Raw genomic sequence first — 16,488 nt, forward strand, 5'->3', positions numbered from 1 at the left:
GGCTTGTCAGGGTCGCAATTTTGTGCTAGCGCGCTCCTCTGTGTGCTTGATATGTTTTTAACTGAAAACGCAATGCACAGCTGTCTCTAAAATAAGGGAGACGTATCTCTCTGTGCCATATAGTAGCTCCCAGCTTTTTAAAGGGTTGTGATATCGGGCGGGCTATATTGTCCCTCGATTCCTGAATTTTCGTGTTTCAGGACTATTGACAAATTTCACGCTCCGGAGGCTGTGACCCCGATTAGCGGTGATACGTTTCTGCTTGTCTGGGACGTTGAAGGCGTGGCATCTGCCCCGGGAAGTGGCACAATTACAAGATTGCGATCGCATGAGCGAGTATGGCGTTGGACCTCACCCGCTTTTTTGTTTTGCTCCACCACGACTTGCATCGCTTGGATGGACACGTTAGGGATTGGAAATGACTACGATATTAGTAACGGGTGCCGATGGTTTTATTGGTTCGCATTTGACCGAATTGCTGGTACGTGAGGGGTACAGCGTCAAAGCGCTCTCTCAATACAATTCGTTCAACTACTGGGGATGGCTGGAGGATGTGGATTGCCTTCCTCAGATTGAGGTACTCAACGGTGATGTGCGGGATCCCCATTATTGCAAGCACATCACCAAAGGCGTTGATATTGTTTTTCATTTGGCTGCTTTGATTGCCATTCCTTACTCGTATGTGGCTCCTGATAGCTATGTCGATACTAACGTGAAAGGTACGCTGAACATTTGCCAGGCTGCATTGGAAAATGGGGTGAAGCGTATCATTCACACCTCGACGAGTGAGGTGTATGGAACCGCTCAATACGTGCCGATCGACGAAAAACACCCTTTGCAGGCGCAATCTCCATACAGCGCATCCAAGATAGGTGCGGACGCAATGGCGATGAGCTTTTTCAATGCTTTCGACCTACCCTTGACGATTGCTCGCCCATTCAACACCTATGGCCCACGACAATCGGCACGTGCCGTTATTCCCACTATCATTAGCCAGATTGCCAGTGGGCAGAAGCAAATCAAGCTGGGCGATGTCACACCCACCCGTGATTTCAATTATGTCGCCGATACCTGCCGCGGTTTTCTTGAATTGGCTCGATGTGATCAAGCCATTGGAGAAACCGTAAACATTGGTTCCAACTTTGAAATTTCTGTGGGCGACACGCTCGATCTGATTCGTAAGCTGATGGGCAGCGACGTCGAGTTCCTCACTGACGATCAGCGGATGCGTCCTGGTAAGTCTGAAGTTTTTCGGCTGTGGTGTGACAATTCAAAAATTCACGCTTTGACGGGTTTTAAGCCGGCTTATGACATCCAGCGCGGGCTCCAGGAGACCATTGATTGGTTTACTCGGCCCGAGAATCTCGCCAAATACAAAGCTGACATCTACAACGTCTGAGGTGTGTCGATGTACCGATCCCTTGTCTCGTTTATCCGCGAGCATTATTCCACTAATGACTTCATTCCTCTCCATGCCCCAGTATTTTCGGGTAACGAGCAAGCCTATGTAGCGCAGACTATCGAGTCGAGCTTCGTGTCTAGCGTTGGCGCATTCGTGGACCGCTTTGAGCACGATATGCAGTGCTACACCGGTAGTCCACGCGCGGTCGCGACGGTGAATGGTACGGCTGCCCTGCATATTGCGTTGCTTTTGGCAGGGGTTAGCCGTGGCGACCTGGTCATCACTCAGTCGTTGACGTTTGTCGCAACGTGCAATGCAATCGCTTATTGCGGTGCTGAACCGGTGTTCGTGGACGTGGATCGTCATACCTTGGGGCTCTCGCCAGAAGCGTTGGAGATCTGGCTGGAGTCCGAAGCGGTCTTGGATTCGGATGGGTGCTGCCGTTTGCGCAGTGATGGGCGAGTTGTTCGTGCTTGCTTACCGATGCACACATTTGGACATCCAGCCGATCTGGATGGCTTGGTTGGGGTTTGCGCGAAATGGGGCCTGGCGTTGGTAGAGGACGCCGCCGAATCGCTGGGCAGCCTTTACAAGGGGCGACATACCGGGACCTTTGGGTTGGTAGGTACGCTTAGCTTTAACGGAAACAAGATCATTACTACGGGTGGCGGCGGAATGATCCTGGCCGACGAAGTTCTAGGTGCGCGGGCCAAGCACCTCACCACTACGGCGAAACAACCTCATCCGTATGAGTACGTCCACGACGAGATTGGATATAACTATCGCCTGCCCAACCTTAATGCAGCGCTGGGATGTGCCCAGTTGGAGCAACTTGAGCTTTTTGTAGAGACAAAGCGTGCCTTGGCACATGCCTATGCAGGCGAGCTTGCAGATACTGATTTGCAGTTTGTCACTGAGCCCGAGGGCTGTCGTTCAAACTTTTGGCTCAATGCAGTTATTTGCGAGACTTCCGGGCAGCGTGACGACCTTTTGAAGTTCACCAATGAGCAAGGGGTCATGACGCGCCCTATCTGGACATTAATGAATCGCTTGCCAGCCTATTCGCACTGCCTGCACGGTGATCTGAGCAACGCGCAATGGCTGGAGTCTCGTGTAGTCAATCTCCCCAGCAGTGTCTACCTCCGGGGCGCTGAATGACGCGCAAGGTCGCGGTATTTACGGGTACACGGGCAGAGTATGGTCTGCTCTATTGGCTCATGACCGAGATTCGACAGGATCCGTCGCTTGAGCTGCAGATTATTGTTGGCGGCATGCATCTATCCCCAGAGTTTGGCGAGACTTGGCGGACCATTGACGCTGATGGTTTCGGCATCGATGCAAAAGTTGAAATGCTGCTGTCATCGGATACCCCGGTAGGCGTGGCAAAATCCATGGGGCTTGGTACGATCGGTTTTGCTGACGCATTGGATCGTCTCCGGCCCGATGTTCTAGTGGTACTTGGGGACAGGTTTGAAGCACTGAGTATTGCTCAGGTCGCGTTGGTCATGCGCATTCCCATTGCTCACCTGCATGGAGGAGAGCTCACTGAGGGTGCCTACGATGACGGAATTCGGCATGCATTGACGAAAATGGCGTACTTGCATTTTGTGGCTGCCCGGCAGTATCAGTCGCGTGTAATTCAGATGGGTGAGGCCCCTGAGCGCGTATTCAATGTCGGGGCGGTTGGCCTAGATCATCTGAAGCGAACTCCTCTTATGTCGCTGGAGGAGCTCCGTGAAAGCCTGAAGTTTGCCCTTCATCAGCCTTTTCTGCTGGTGACCTATCATCCTGTCACCATGGCTGACGAAGATCCCGAGCAAAGCTTTTTAGCAGTTCTTGAGGCCTTAGACGATTTTCCTGATTATCAGGTCATTATCACTTATCCCAATGCCGACAATGGCGGACGGGCCATTATTCCGTTGTTAGAAGCTTTTGCTGCAATGCACCCAAACCGTGTTCTCGCTATACCTTCTCTAGGGTTTCGCCGTTACCTGAGCGTTGTCAATTTGGCCGCTGCGGTAGTTGGCAACTCGTCGAGCGGCATTATTGAGGTTCCCTCGTTTGGCGTGCCCACGGTCAATATTGGTGTTCGTCAAGCCGGTCGCTTGTGTGCGGATTCCATTCTTCATTGCGCCGCAACCAAGATGGCAGTGACGCAAGCGCTGACGAATGTGTTGACGTCAGAATTCCTTGCGGCATGCAAGTTAACCGTTAACCCCTATGGAGAAGGTGATGCTGCGCGTAGCATCGTTGACGTGCTGAAAACGTTTGACCTCGGTGCGCAAAAGACCTTTCATGACTTGAGCTGAAGAATGAATACACAAAACAATGACTCCGTTTATGTAATCGCTGAAGCGGGTGTTAACCATAACGGCGACCGGGAACGTGCGTTTGCGCTTGTAGATATCGCTGCTGAAGCGGGAGCCGATGCGGTTAAATTCCAGACGTTTGATGCGCGTAAGTTGGCTTCGGTCAGCGCACCCAAGGCCAGCTACCAAAAGCAGACGACCGATCAGGCGGAAAGCCAGTTGGACATGCTCAAGAAACTGGAGCTGCCTAGAGAGTGGCATCACGACCTCATGGCGCACGCAGGCAAGCTAGGTATCGATTTTCTGAGTACTGCATTCGATAGCGAAAGCCTGGATTTTCTTGCCAATCTGCAGATCCCCCTGTTCAAAATCCCATCAGGTGAACTGACCAACGGGCCCCTGCTTTGGCGGTTTGCTCGGACCGGACGACCTTTGGTGCTGTCCACGGGAATGGCGACGCTAAGCGAAGTCGAACAGGGGCTGGCGATTATCGCTCATGCTAAAGAGCATGAGCAGGAGCCGGCAAACATGGATGAGGTTTGGAGATACTGGAGTTGTGCCGAGGCCCGTCAGCATTTAGTCGGCTCGGTGACATTGCTGCATTGCACTTCACAGTATCCAACGCCTTTGGAAGAGGTGAACTTGCGGGCGATGGATACCCTAAAGCACGCGTTCGGCCTCCCTGTAGGTTACTCAGATCACACCGAGGGACTGTTGGTGCCCGTCGCTGCTGTTGCTCGAGGCGCGACGGTGATCGAGAAGCACTTCACTACGGACCGATCGCTTCCCGGGCCTGACCATAAGGCTTCGCTCGAGCCCCTTGAGTTAAAAGAAATGGTTGCTCGTATTCGCGGTATCGAGATGATATTAGGGGATGGTAAAAAATCACCACTGCCCAGTGAGTGGGATACCCGTCAGGCTGCCCGGCAACAAGTCATTGCTGCCCGCGCAATTTCAAATGGGCAGCCGTTCGCGCGTGATGACCTCTCCACTGCACGTTGTGGTTCAGGCCTGCCGGCAACATTGTTGTGGGAGAAAGTCGGACGTCCTGCGGGAAGGGCTTATCAGCCGGGTGAGATCATTGAATGAACTCGGTCACCCAGCAACGCGTCGTTCCTCCGATCATTATTATCGGCGCTGGCGGACACGCCAAGGTGCTGCTGTCTTTGCTGCGTGCCCTGAAAATGCCGGTCAAAGGTGTCTGTGACCCCGCGTTGAGAGACAGAAAGGGCGAAATGTGGCGAGAAATTCCCATTCTAGGTGGTGATGAAGCGCTGCAGGGGATCAGCCCAGCCGATGTTTTGCTGGTCAACGGTGTCGGCCAACTAGCTGGAAGCAGCCGTAGGCGTGCGTTGTACGAATTATTGGTCGTACAGGGATTTACATTCCCCTCACTCGTCCATCCCGCCGCCTGGGTGGACGAGTCGGTATGTCTGGAAGATGGAGTGCAGGTAATGGCTGGCGCAATCATCCAGGCGGATGTGCGAATAGGGAGGAACACGATCATAAATACCGGGGCTGCCGTCGATCATGACTGTATAATTGGTCGTCACACGCATGTGGCCCCGTCCGCCGTGTTGTGCGGCGGGGTGGTTACCGGCGAAGCAAGCTTCATTGCAGCGGGTGCTACCGTCATCCAGGGCATAATGATTGGCGAATCAGCTATCGTGGGCGCTGGTGTCACAGTGGTCAAGGATGTCCCTGCCGGTCAAGTCGTTCTGGGGGCAGCCGCTCGTATCAAGGAATCGAAACATAATGTTCAGTCGAAGAAATCATGAAACCAGTTGATCATCAGTTGTGGCGCACCGCATTGCTCCCCGTCGGAGCCACTATCCAACAGGCGATCAGCAACCTCGACGAGTCCGGATTACAGATCGTGCTGGTTATATCCGCTGACGGTCGCTTACTGGGAAGTGTCACTGATGGTGATGTTCGGCGAGCCTTGCTCAAAGGGCTGCAGCTCGACAGTGCTGTGCAAGACATCATGTTCACGGCGCCACTGGTCGTGCCACCGGAACTCGGCCGTGAAATGGTCCTGCATTTGATGCATGCCAACAAGATCCATCAGCTGCCGATCGTTGATATAGAGCGCCGTGTGGTGGGGCTGCATCTGTGGGACGAAGTCGTCGAACCTGCGAATCGCCCGAACACGATGGTGATCATGGCCGGCGGACTGGGCAAGCGTCTGCTGCCTTTCACCGAAGATTGTCCTAAGCCGATGTTACCGGTGGGCGGTAAGCCTATGCTGGAGCGGATCATTGAGCGCGCAAAAAGCGAAGGTTTTTGCCGTTTCATTGTCGCGATTCATTATCTCGGTCACATGATCGAAGAGTACTTTGGAGATGGGGGCAAGTGGGGAATCGAAATTCGCTACCTTCGTGAAGATTCTCCATTGGGCACCGCCGGCGCAATCAGTCTCTTAAGTCCGCGTCCGATGGAGCCCTTCCTAGTTACCAATGGTGACGTGCTAAGCGATATCCGCTACGGGGAAATTCTTGACTTTCATGCACGCCACGACGCAAAGGCGACGATGGCGGTACGTTTGCATGAATGGCAGAACCCGTTTGGCGTGGTGCGCACCGAAGGGATTACCATCACCGGGTTTGATGAGAAGCCTGTATACCGTACTCATGTCAATGCCGGCATCTATGTTCTGGCCCCGAGTGTGCTCGATGAGCTGGTGGTAGGGCAGCAGTGTGATATGCCTACGCTGTTCGAGCGCATTCAACGCTTAGGGCAGAACACCATCGCTTATCCGATGCACGAGCCCTGGCTAGACGTAGGTAGACCTGACGATCTTCAGAAAGCCCGAAGCCAATATCTAGTTTGAATACGTTTTTGTAATTGGAGAATGATTTGAAAATTTCCCCTAGTCCGTCCACTGATTTGTCCCGATTCTCCAAACCTGTGCATGAATTGGACGTTTTGTACGGCCTCCCGCGTGACGTCAAGTTTTGCAAAATTTGCAACATGTCGAATCAGCAGCCAATGTCGAGCAATGAATATGCGCACAGTCATAGCTCGACGAAGACTACATTGAGCTTTGACGAAGAAGGCGTATGTCACGCATGCCGGTTTAATAAGTTAAAAGAAACGGGTGAGATTGATTGGGACGAGCGCGAGCGTGAGTTGCAAGAGCTTTGTAATCAATACCGGAAATCTGACGGCTCTTATGACTGTATTGTCGGTGGCAGTGGCGGAAAAGACAGTGCCATGCAGTCCCACCTACTTAAGTACAAATATGGAATGAATCCACTGACTGTTACATGGTCACCTCATTTGTACACTGATATCGGCTGGAAAAACTTTCAGAATTGGCTGCATATAGGCGGTTTTGATAATTTTTTGTACACGCCTAATGGAAAGATTCACCGGTTGTTGACGCGTAATGCGACTATTAACCTTTTGCATCCTTTTCAGCCATTTATTTTAGGTCAGAAGACATTTGTGGCGAAAATGGCGGCGCAATTAAATATTCCTCTTATTTTCTACGGTGAAATGCCAGGTGAATATGGAGAAAAAATCTCCCACAAAACATCTAGCTATGCGGCCGCCAGCCAGGCCGGAGAGGCCGAGGGCTTCTCACTTGATTATATTGGCGATACGGATGTTAGAGACATCTATCTAGGTGGGCAGCAGATCGGTAAGTATCTCGATGATGGTGTTCCGCTGGTAGATCTGAAAAGTTACCTGCCTATGCCGCCGGATGTGCTCGAAAGGAAAGGTATCGACTTCAAGTATCTAGGCTATTATAAAAAGTGGGTGCCGCAGGAAGCCTATTATTACGCGGTCGAAAATACCGGTTTTGAGGCTAATCCTGTCCGTACTGAAGGTACTTACTCTAAATATAATAGCCTCGACGATAAAGTGGATGGGTTTTTCTATTTCACACGCTGGATAAAATTTGGTGTCGGCCGAACAATGATGGACTCCGCGCAAGAAATTCGGAATCATCATATCGATAAGGAAGAAGCTTGTGCGCTGATGCGACGTTATGAAGGTGAGTATCCTGCTCGTTATGAAAAGGAATTTTTAGAGTACATCAGTATGGAGCGCGATGAATTTCTAGCTATTTGTGATCGCTTCCGCTCTCCACATCTTTGGCATGTAGTTGATGGAGAGTGGAAGTTGCGCTATACGCCTTGGGACCAAAAGAGATCTGGTGAATGAGCAATACCCGTCTGATCGCGCGCCTTGATGTCAAAGGTGCCAATTTGATCAAAGGTATTCATTTGGAGGGGCTGCGAGTAATCGGTCCCCCCAGTGACTTTGCCGCTAGGTATTACGAGCAAGGTATTGATGAACTTATATACATGGATTGCGTAGCCAGCCTTTATGGGCGCAATAGTCTTGGTCATTTAATTCAGCAAACAGCAGAAAATGTCTTCATTCCCATGACGGTTGGCGGAGGTGTTCGCACGGTTGATGACGTAACCCACCTGTTGCGGTGCGGCGCCGACAAAGTGGCTGTCAATACAGCGGCGGTCAACCAACCCTCATTAATCACGGAAATAGCAAGGCGCTTCGGTAGCCAGTGCATGGTGCTTTCCATCGAGGCCAAGCGTGTAGGACCTGAGCGTTGGGAGGTCTTTACCGACAATGGTCGGGAAAGCACTGGACTTGATGTGGTTGAATGGGCTGTTAAGGGGGCATCATTGGGTGCGGGTGAGATTTTGCTGACATCTGTTGACCAAGAGGGTACCCGCAAAGGCTTTGACTTACCCCTAGTACAGGCTATCAGCCAGATAGTGGACATTCCGGTAATCGCCAGTGGGGGAATGGGGAAAGCTGCCGATATTGTTACTGCAGTTTCTGCTGGCGCGGATGCCGTTGCAATGGCCGATATTCTACATTACAACCGTGCAGCGCTGATGGACATCCGTCGCGACGTAATAGCTGGTGGGATAAGAGTGCGTGATATATGAGTGACGTAATCAGCCTCATTGATTATGGCGTAGGCAATCTGCTCAGCGTACAGCGAGCATTGGAGCATTGTGGTGCCAAGGTCGAACTTGTAAATACACCTGAGCAATTGAAGCGTGCTGGTAAGGTTCTGTTACCCGGAGTAGGAGCTTACGCAAATGCTATGTCCATGTTGTCGGAGAATGGCATGAGCGAGGCCTTGAAGGCCTTTGCCCAAACAGGAAAACCGCTATTGGGAATCTGCTTGGGAATGCAACTATTACTGGACAGTAGTACCGAGTTTGGATTCGTGGAAGGGCTCGGGCTTATTCCCGGGACGGTAATGCCCATACCCAATGCCGATGTACACGGGGCATCGGTGAAGGTTCCTAATATCGGCTGGCGCGATTTGGTAGCGACGACAGGGCGTCAGAGTTGGGAGGGGACATTGTTACATGACACTCCGCCTTTGAAGAATTCCGTCTATTTTGTACATTCATTCATGGCCGTCCCGACCTCTGCCATGCACCGTGTTGCAAATTGCGAATATGGAGGAACGGCAATAGCGGCGGTGATCGAGAATGAAAATGTGTGGGGCGCCCAATTTCATCCCGAGAAGAGTGGAGAAGTTGGTTTGTCAATGCTGAATACTTTTGTAAGGCTCAAATGAATATTCTTGCAATTGTGCCTGCACGTGGGGGTTCAAAGCGCCTACCAGGAAAGAATATAAAGCTGCTGGGTGATCGACCGCTGATAGCGTGGACTATTGACGCTGCGAAGTTAAGCGGTGAATTCATGGATATTCTTGTTACGACCGATGATGTCAAGATCGCCAACGCGGCTGAACGATGCGGAGGAGTAATTCTTCATAGGCGTAGTGCTGAGCTCTCGAGTGATACAGCGAGTAGCTATGATGTCGTCATGGATGCGCTTGATAAGTACGAATCCGTATCTCGCGTTAGGGTGCAAGGAGTGATGCTACTCCAGCCTACATCACCATTCCGCACGGCTGAGTCTATCGGCGCGGCAGTGCGCCTATTCTCCTCTAGCAAAGCACCAGTGGTAAGTGTTTGTCGCTCAGAAGTCCATCCTGCTTGGACATTCAAGATTAATGGTGTGTCACTGGATCCATTTCTCGGATGGGATGATCTTATACTTCGGTCTCAAGAACTTCCTGCTGCCTATACGCTGACGGGTTCAATCTACCTCATCACTCCAGAGGATCTCCGAAGGCATAAACGCTTTTTAATTCCTGGGACGCAGCCTTTAGTGACCAGCCATGGAGCAGAAGCGCTCGATATCGACACGGCGGATGATTGGCAGGAAGCCTTGCGTCATCTGGCATACTTGCATCCGTAAATTATTCACAATAATCATTTTCATTCATTATTCAACGCATGCGTAATGTTAGTCGCATAACAATGGATATACGGGTGCTGAGTTCTGATAATGAGCCTTAAAAAAATAAGCAGCGCGGCGTTTATTTACACGTTATCCAATGGCCTCGTCGCGGGATCGCAGTTGCTGCTGCTTTTTTACAGTGCCTATGTCCTTCCCGCTCACGCCTTAGGCACACAAACGTTATTCATGGCTGTTGTTGCGCTCTCTACTCAAGTTCTCGGCCTTGGTTTGGTCGCAGCGTTTCAAAGGGATTTTTTTGCATCCGAGCCGCATCAGCGATCCTTATACCTTTCGACTATAATCTGGGCCGTGATCGGTTTTGGCCTTATCTGCTGCGTCTTTGCGACAGGTGTGGAGGCTGCAATTGCCTCTCGTTGGGATATTCCTGGCTTTATACTTCCTTTTGCGCTGCTCGGTGCACTGGGGCAGGCAGTTCAGCAGTTTTTACTCATTGTCTGGCAGTCCGAAAACCTGTCGAAGAAATATCTGTGCTACATGATTTTTTTCTGCGTTTTGCAGCTCGCTGTTCCGGTTGCACTCTTGAATTTTTGGGGGGTGAGATGGGAGAGCGCTGTCTACGGGCTTACAGGGGTCTTTATTGTGGGTGGACTGATATCCCTCTCAATTCTCTGGAGCAAAGGATATTTGCGTTTTTCGTTGAATGGGCATTATTTCAAAAAGGCTATTATTTACGGTCTACCATTGGTCCCCTATCAGGTTGCGGGTTGGGGAATGGCTATGCTGGATCGGTTTATCATCACCGCGGCCTATGGAGTTGCAGTGGCGGGTTACTATGCCTTGGCGTTCCAGGTCTCGCAGCTGGTGAATATCGCATCCAGTGGCTGTGTGCAAGCATTTACCCCCTGGCTCTACAAGATTCTTGGCGATCGACAAGTTCGAACCGATGAAACAGTTAGGCTAGTAATGGTATACGCTGCGGTGTTGGCTTTGCTCTGTCTGCTCGGTTATTTTTCCTTCAAGGTTGTAGTTGTTTTAATAGATCAAGAATCTTATCGGCAAGCGTTTGAGTTTACGCCCTGGCTATTTTTGGCAATGTTTTTCAACGGGATGTACAGAATCGCCAGTAGCTACTGCCTATACTACGGTCATACGAGCGCACTCGCATGGATGATCGGAGGAGTAGCATTATTCAGCGTTACACTAAATTGGTATTTAGTCCCTATGCACGGCGCGATTGTGGCATCCTGGGTCTCATGCGTGTCGTTTGCATTGCTGTTTTTCTCGACGTTGGTTTTTGCTCGCTGTAGGTATAGCGTATGAGGAGTAATATTTTTGTTGTACCTACTGATACTGTTCAGTCCGCTTCTTGGTTGGCTGGATTTTGTCTCGCCTTTCCGTTTGCATATCCGGGTGTTCCGTATTACTGGATAGCCTTCAGCGTTTTCGGCTTGATGTTCTTATTTGGCAGGCGTCAGTTTTTGTCGAGAGTGTTGGTGCTGATCATCCTCGGGATGTTAAGCGCATTGCTTTCCAGCTATGTTGGGCTTTCGGGCTATGATATTGGTGAGCGCCAAGTGATAGGATCTGTTCTATTTTACTGTTTCTTTATTTTTGGTAGTTTGATTCCTGATCTTCAAAAATTTTATAAGGGTTTGTTCGCTGGTGTCTGCGTAGTTGCTCTTCTTGTTTTTGTATGCTTTTTTATAGAGCGACCTTATGAAGCAGGATTGGAGATGTTTTCGCTTCCTGAATATCGATTGTGGGGCGTTCGTTACTTTCCCGACTGGCCAAATTACTTAGCGTTTCTGCTCGCGTTAGGCTTCTTGCTCGGCATGTTTATAGAGCATCGCCCTAAATGGGCGCTCGTCTGCCTTGCGGCGGCTTTTATGACCACCTCCAGAACCCCGTTATTCGCTCTCGCTATTTTCATGATTTTTACCGTGTTGAAAATTGAGTCGAAAACACGTGTGATTGTCCTGGCATCATGTGTTGGTGCGCTACTTTTACTCGCTGTATTGTTATTGCCAACTTTAGATTTAAGCGGTGAGTTTTTTGCTCGGATGTTCTTGTTTTCTGATCGGGCGGAGGTCTACCTCTCAGCTGTGGAGCTCATTAAGGCATCTCCGGTGTTGGGGAGTGGCGCAGTACTCCTAGATGAACGGGTTGGGAATTTTGGAGCCGCATCTTTTCATAATACGTACCTTGATATTCTGGTACGCCAGGGGTTGTTAGGTTTTCTGATATTTCTAGTGCTGATAGTCCCGTTCGGGCGTACTATCAAGAGGGAGTACCTGTGGGTGATTGCACCATTTGTGCTGTATTTTTTGATTTCTTCATTTTTTCAGAACTTTTTAAAGCATCCGCATTTTTTGATGATTTACTCTGCGTTATTGATTGGTTTAAAACGTCATGAGGACGCTTGAAGTGAGTCTCGAACATTGTACATTGTCAGATGGATCGGTTATCCATATTGGTGAGATTAGAGATAAGTGTGCTCAAAGTATATTCCAAACAAGCTTATTTTATGATGTATGCGATTTTCTCGCGCGTGCGCACAAGCTTGATGGTCTAGAGCATAAGGTGTTGGTGAATTTGTATGCCTTGAAATCTTCCAGGGTCAAAGATATTGCGGCGCTGGCTTATTATGTCAATGAGCATGTTGACGGCGTTTTTGAAGTTTGCGCGCTTGACGACTCTATTGCGGTTTTGCAAGAGCTTATCGGTGCTGAATCTATTGTATTTCGGCGTCTGGGTGGAGCCCCTCATGCCTATATAGAAAAAGCGAACAGACAGGCCATTGCGATGAAAATCATTCTTAATCGTCTGTTTCGGCTTGTTCCATCTCGCGTGAGCGTTTCGCCATCTATTGTGAGGGGATGGGTGGATGTAACTGAAGCAATGTATGCCAAGGAGGTGTTTAGCTCAAGTCTCCTTCTTTACCCCTTTCCTTTTGGTATGGCTCGGCAGTTTCGTTTTTTTAGGTCTGTGAAAAAACGCGGTGGGAAGGTTCGGTTTTCTGGTCTTCCTTATCAGCTTTCTGGCTTATTGAGGCTGCTGTTTGCAAAAGGCAGAGGGGATGTTGATGTCGTCCGTATTGAAACGTCGGCTTATCAGCGCTATGCACGGGAGCTCATAGCGGAGGGGGTTAAGGTAGTTTATACCAGTGATGAGTTCGAAGTGGCTTCGATAGCACTGTACGAGCGCTTGATCGAGGCTGGAGTAACAATTATAAATACTGCCCATGGTGTCGGCCTTTATTCGCCTTACGTAGCGTACAGTGAATTCAAAGGCATCAATGCCTCGCAGTCTAACTTCTACCAGCAACGTTGTTCCGGGTTGAAGCCGAGCATACGCAAAAGTAGGAATACTAAGCTGCCATTAGCCTCAGTCGATGCCAGCCGAGCTCTGCCACCTGCGGTCGTGTTGCTGGATCAAAACTTTTTGACCTTCAATTGTGTGGCAGAATCTAACGCCTTGGTTCAAACCCAGCGAATCCTGGAAGAATTTTGTTCGGCGAAAAATGTGCCTTTTTTTATAAAGGTTCATCCCAATAGCTCGCCGACGGAGCAATTGAATGGATCAGTTCGGGTAAGGGATTGGGCGGCTATTAGCGGTTTTCGTCCGATCTTTGTCACGGTCAATTCGACAGCTTTCTATGACGTACAAGGGTATGGACCTGTCCTCGTGTGCGATGAGCCGTCGTTTCTCCCAGAAATCTACTTTGGAGGAGAGTTGTTAGTATATCGTTATGTGAATTTGGTCGAAAAACTCTTAAATTTGATTCAGGAAGACGCGTGGTGGACTGCTGCTTCCAAGCATATGCCAAATGTAGGTGACTAATTGATCAAGCACGTTTTGCTATTTTTATACACTCAATTTCAACTGAAGGCTCTCTACCGCTTCAGAAGCGTTGGCAAAGGAGTGCGCCTCGGCAAGCGCTTGTTTGTGTTCCCGCATCGTGTCAGCCTGGGAGATTTATGTTACGTCGGCGCTGGGTGTTATCTGGACGGAGATATCACCGTGGGGGCTTTTACGATGCTTGCCAATGATGTCGCCGTAGTTGGGGGGGATCACGCATTCACTTCCCCAGGTATCGCAATGCGTGACGGGGGGAGAGAGGCGTGGCAGCCTACCGTGTTAGGCCGGGATGTTTGGGTCGGTCATGGGGCAATCATTCTCAATGGTCTCACCATCGGCGACGGCGCAATTGTCGCGGCTGGGGCAGTGGTCACCAAAAATGTTGAGGCGTTTTCTGTTGTTGCTGGTAACCCGGCTCGCCACCTAAAATGGCGGTTTGACGAGGCTGGGCAGAAATTGCACTTGGAAAAGCTAGATAGGAGCGGTACGCATGTTTGATTCCAAGAAACTGTTGATAACAGGCGGTACGGGCTCCTTTGGAAATGCGGTACTTAAACGCTTTCTCGATACGGATATAGCTGAGATTCGAATCTTCAGTCGCGATGAGAAAAAGCAAGATGACATGCGCAAGCGCTATGCCAATTCCAAGCTTAAGTTTTACATCGGCGACGTACGAGACTACCAAAGTGTGCTGAATGCTACCCGAGGCGTGGATTATATATTTCATGCCGCAGCCCTTAAGCAAGTGCCCTCTTGCGAATTTCATCCGATGGAGGCGGTTAAAACCAATATCAATGGTACCGACAATGTACTCGAGGCGGCTATCCAGAACGGCGTCAGCCGGGTGGTTTGCCTGAGTACTGATAAAGCGGTATACCCCATCAATGCCATGGGCATTTCCAAGGCGATGATGGAAAAAGTGATGGTCGCCAAGTCGCGTAATGTCGACGAAACGCGCACAGTTATATGTGGCACACGCTATGGAAACGTCATGGCTTCGCGTGGCTCAGTCATCCCGTTGTTCATCGAGCAGGTACGCAAAGGTAATGCACTGTCGATTACAGATCCGAACATGACGCGTTTCATGATGACACTATCTGATGCTGTGGACTTGGTACTCTATGCGTTCGAAAACGGGCGCAATGGTGACTTGTTTGTTCAGAAGGCGCCTGCGGCTACGGTGCAGACCTTGGCGCTGGCGCTTACCGACTTGTTGGGGAAACCTCAGCACCCGATTCAAGTGATAGGCACTCGCCATGGTGAGAAACTGTATGAAGCGCTGCTGAGTCGTGAAGAAATGGCCTGTGCAGAAGACATGGGAGATTACTATCGGATTCCACCTGACTTGCGCGACCTGAATTACAGCAAATTCGTGGAGCAGGGAGAAGAGCGTCTATCTACCATGCAGGACTACAACTCACACAACACTGAGCGCCTTGACGTCAAGGGGATGCAGCACCTGTTGCTTAAGTTGGAGTTTATGGCCGCCATTGCGCGTGGCGAAGACGTGACTCCAGAGGAGTGAATATGAAGGTCCTGATCACCGGAGCCAACGGCTTTGTCGGTAAAAATCTAGCGGTACATTTGCGTGAACGTGCTGATGTAGATGTGCTGACATTTTGTCGTGACGATGGTCTTGCACAGTTGATCGCAAGAGTCAGCGAGGTAGATTTCATTTTCCATTTGGCAGGAGTAAACCGACCTCAGGATCCCCTAGAGTTCCAGTCGGGCAATACCGGACTTACGCAGAGTCTGTGCGAGGCAGTCAAGGCTAGCGGTCGCACGATTCCGGTGTTGTACGCGTCATCCAGTCAGGCAACGCAGGATAACGCCTATGGCGCGAGCAAGCGCGCTGCCGAGCAGGCTTTGCAGACACTAGCTTCGGTGCATGGAAGCGCGGTGCATTTGTTTCGCCTGCCCAACGTCTTCGGTAAGTGGGCTAAGCCTAACTACAACTCTGCGGTGGCAACGTTCTGCCATAACATCGCTCGGGATTTACCTATTCACATAAACAATCCCGACGCGCGTATTAATCTAGTATACATCGATGATGTAATCAGCACTTTTCTGGCGGTATTGGACGGGCAAATCAGTGGCTCGCCGTTTATTGACGTGGAAGTTCAATATAGTGTCACCGTGGGTGAATTGGCGGTTCAGCTGGAGGCATTTCGCGACAGCCGGGCGAGCCTGATCACTCAGGCGGTGGGAACTGGGCTGACTCGCGCCCTTTACTCCACATACCTTAGTTACCTACCCCCAGAACGCTTTACGTATGAAGTTGTACAGCATGGTGATGCCAGGGGCATATTCGTTGAGATGCTGAAAACACAAGACTCGGGGCAGTTTTCGTTTTTTACAGCACATCCAGGTATTACCCGAGGTGGTCATTATCACCATACCAAAACCGAAAAATTCCTAGTGATTCGAGGCCATGCCTGCTTCCGTTTCCGTCACATTGAATCTGGCGAGTTTTACGAGCTGTTCACCGGTGGCGAAAAATCAGTCATCGTAGAAACCGTGCCTGGCTGGACCCACGACATCACCAATGTGGGTGATGACGAGATGATTGTGATGCTTTGGGCAAACGAAATATTCGACCGTGCCCATGCGGATACCTATGCCATGCCGGTCGGGACTCAACCCTGAGCCTCCCTG

At 50.4% G+C, this 16,488-nt stretch carries 16 protein-coding genes; all 16 read left to right on the plus strand.

Features of this window, described 5'->3' with window-relative positions:
- Positions 1-418: 418 nt before the first annotated feature.
- The 16 genes from QMX97_RS23460 to QMX97_RS23535 all read left to right on the plus strand — a co-directional run bounded on the left by QMX97_RS23460 (position 419) and on the right by QMX97_RS23535 (position 16,479).
- Positions 419-1,399, plus strand: coding sequence for an NAD-dependent 4,6-dehydratase LegB (locus QMX97_RS23460; protein ID WP_120447929.1), 981 nt, complete (start codon positions 419-421; stop codon positions 1,397-1,399).
- A gap of 9 nt (positions 1,400-1,408) precedes the next feature.
- Positions 1,409-2,560, plus strand: coding sequence for a LegC family aminotransferase (locus tag QMX97_RS23465; RefSeq protein ID WP_282397698.1), 1,152 nt, complete (start codon positions 1,409-1,411; stop codon positions 2,558-2,560).
- Positions 2,557-3,711 carry a UDP-N-acetylglucosamine 2-epimerase gene (gene neuC, locus QMX97_RS23470; protein WP_282397699.1) on the plus strand — a complete coding sequence of 385 codons (1,155 nt, stop codon included), beginning with the start codon at positions 2,557-2,559 and terminating at the stop codon, positions 3,709-3,711. Before QMX97_RS23465 ends, neuC begins: the two co-directional genes overlap by 4 nt.
- Positions 3,712-3,714: 3 nt before the next feature.
- Entirely contained in the window at positions 3,715-4,800 is a 1,086-nt protein-coding gene (neuB, locus tag QMX97_RS23475; RefSeq protein ID WP_120447932.1) for an N-acetylneuraminate synthase, read from the plus strand.
- Positions 4,797-5,489: an acetyltransferase gene (locus QMX97_RS23480; RefSeq protein ID WP_120447933.1), complete on the plus strand. Its 693-nt coding sequence runs from the start codon at positions 4,797-4,799 to the stop codon at positions 5,487-5,489. Before neuB ends, QMX97_RS23480 begins: the two co-directional genes overlap by 4 nt.
- The gene (locus QMX97_RS23485; RefSeq protein WP_282397700.1) at positions 5,486-6,541 is read left to right on the plus strand and encodes a nucleotidyltransferase family protein; all 1,056 of its coding nucleotides are present in this window, start codon (positions 5,486-5,488) and stop codon (positions 6,539-6,541) included. The genes QMX97_RS23480 and QMX97_RS23485 overlap by 4 nt, the downstream gene beginning before the upstream one ends.
- Positions 6,542-6,618: 77 nt before the next feature.
- Entirely contained in the window at positions 6,619-7,881 is a 1,263-nt protein-coding gene (locus tag QMX97_RS23490; RefSeq protein ID WP_240435310.1) for an N-acetyl sugar amidotransferase, read from the plus strand.
- A complete protein-coding gene (locus tag QMX97_RS23495) occupies positions 7,878-8,636 on the plus strand; it encodes an imidazole glycerol phosphate synthase cyclase subunit (RefSeq protein ID WP_120447936.1) in 759 nt (252 codons plus the stop codon). Before QMX97_RS23490 ends, QMX97_RS23495 begins: the two co-directional genes overlap by 4 nt.
- Complete coding sequence (hisH, locus tag QMX97_RS23500) at positions 8,633-9,283, plus strand: imidazole glycerol phosphate synthase subunit HisH (RefSeq protein ID WP_282397701.1); 651 nt, start codon at positions 8,633-8,635, stop codon at positions 9,281-9,283. Before QMX97_RS23495 ends, hisH begins: the two co-directional genes overlap by 4 nt.
- Positions 9,280-9,972 carry an acylneuraminate cytidylyltransferase family protein gene (locus QMX97_RS23505; RefSeq protein ID WP_120447938.1) on the plus strand — a complete coding sequence of 231 codons (693 nt, stop codon included), beginning with the start codon at positions 9,280-9,282 and terminating at the stop codon, positions 9,970-9,972. The genes hisH and QMX97_RS23505 overlap by 4 nt, the downstream gene beginning before the upstream one ends.
- 90 nt (positions 9,973-10,062) lie before the next feature.
- Positions 10,063-11,295, plus strand: a complete 1,233-nt coding sequence (locus QMX97_RS23510; protein WP_282397702.1) for an oligosaccharide flippase family protein — start codon at positions 10,063-10,065, stop codon at positions 11,293-11,295.
- Complete coding sequence (locus tag QMX97_RS23515) at positions 11,292-12,398, plus strand: O-antigen ligase family protein (protein ID WP_282397703.1); 1,107 nt, start codon at positions 11,292-11,294, stop codon at positions 12,396-12,398. Before QMX97_RS23510 ends, QMX97_RS23515 begins: the two co-directional genes overlap by 4 nt.
- Before the next feature lies 1 nt (position 12,399).
- Positions 12,400-13,815 carry a hypothetical protein gene (locus QMX97_RS23520; RefSeq protein ID WP_120447941.1) on the plus strand — a complete coding sequence of 472 codons (1,416 nt, stop codon included), beginning with the start codon at positions 12,400-12,402 and terminating at the stop codon, positions 13,813-13,815.
- Positions 13,816-14,331 (plus strand): DapH/DapD/GlmU-related protein, encoded by a 516-nt coding sequence (locus QMX97_RS23525; RefSeq protein WP_120447942.1) that lies wholly within the window; start codon positions 13,816-13,818, stop codon positions 14,329-14,331.
- Positions 14,324-15,358, plus strand: a complete 1,035-nt coding sequence (locus QMX97_RS23530) for a polysaccharide biosynthesis protein (RefSeq protein WP_120447943.1) — start codon at positions 14,324-14,326, stop codon at positions 15,356-15,358. Before QMX97_RS23525 ends, QMX97_RS23530 begins: the two co-directional genes overlap by 8 nt.
- Before the next feature lie 2 nt (positions 15,359-15,360).
- A complete protein-coding gene (locus QMX97_RS23535) occupies positions 15,361-16,479 on the plus strand; it encodes a capsular polysaccharide biosynthesis protein CapF (protein ID WP_282397704.1) in 1,119 nt (372 codons plus the stop codon).
- The last annotated feature ends 9 nt before the right edge of the window (positions 16,480-16,488 follow it).

The organism is Pseudomonas sp. PS01298, from assembly GCF_029959745.1.
In the GTDB taxonomy this organism is placed as follows: domain Bacteria; phylum Pseudomonadota; class Gammaproteobacteria; order Pseudomonadales; family Pseudomonadaceae; genus Aquipseudomonas; species Aquipseudomonas aylmerensis.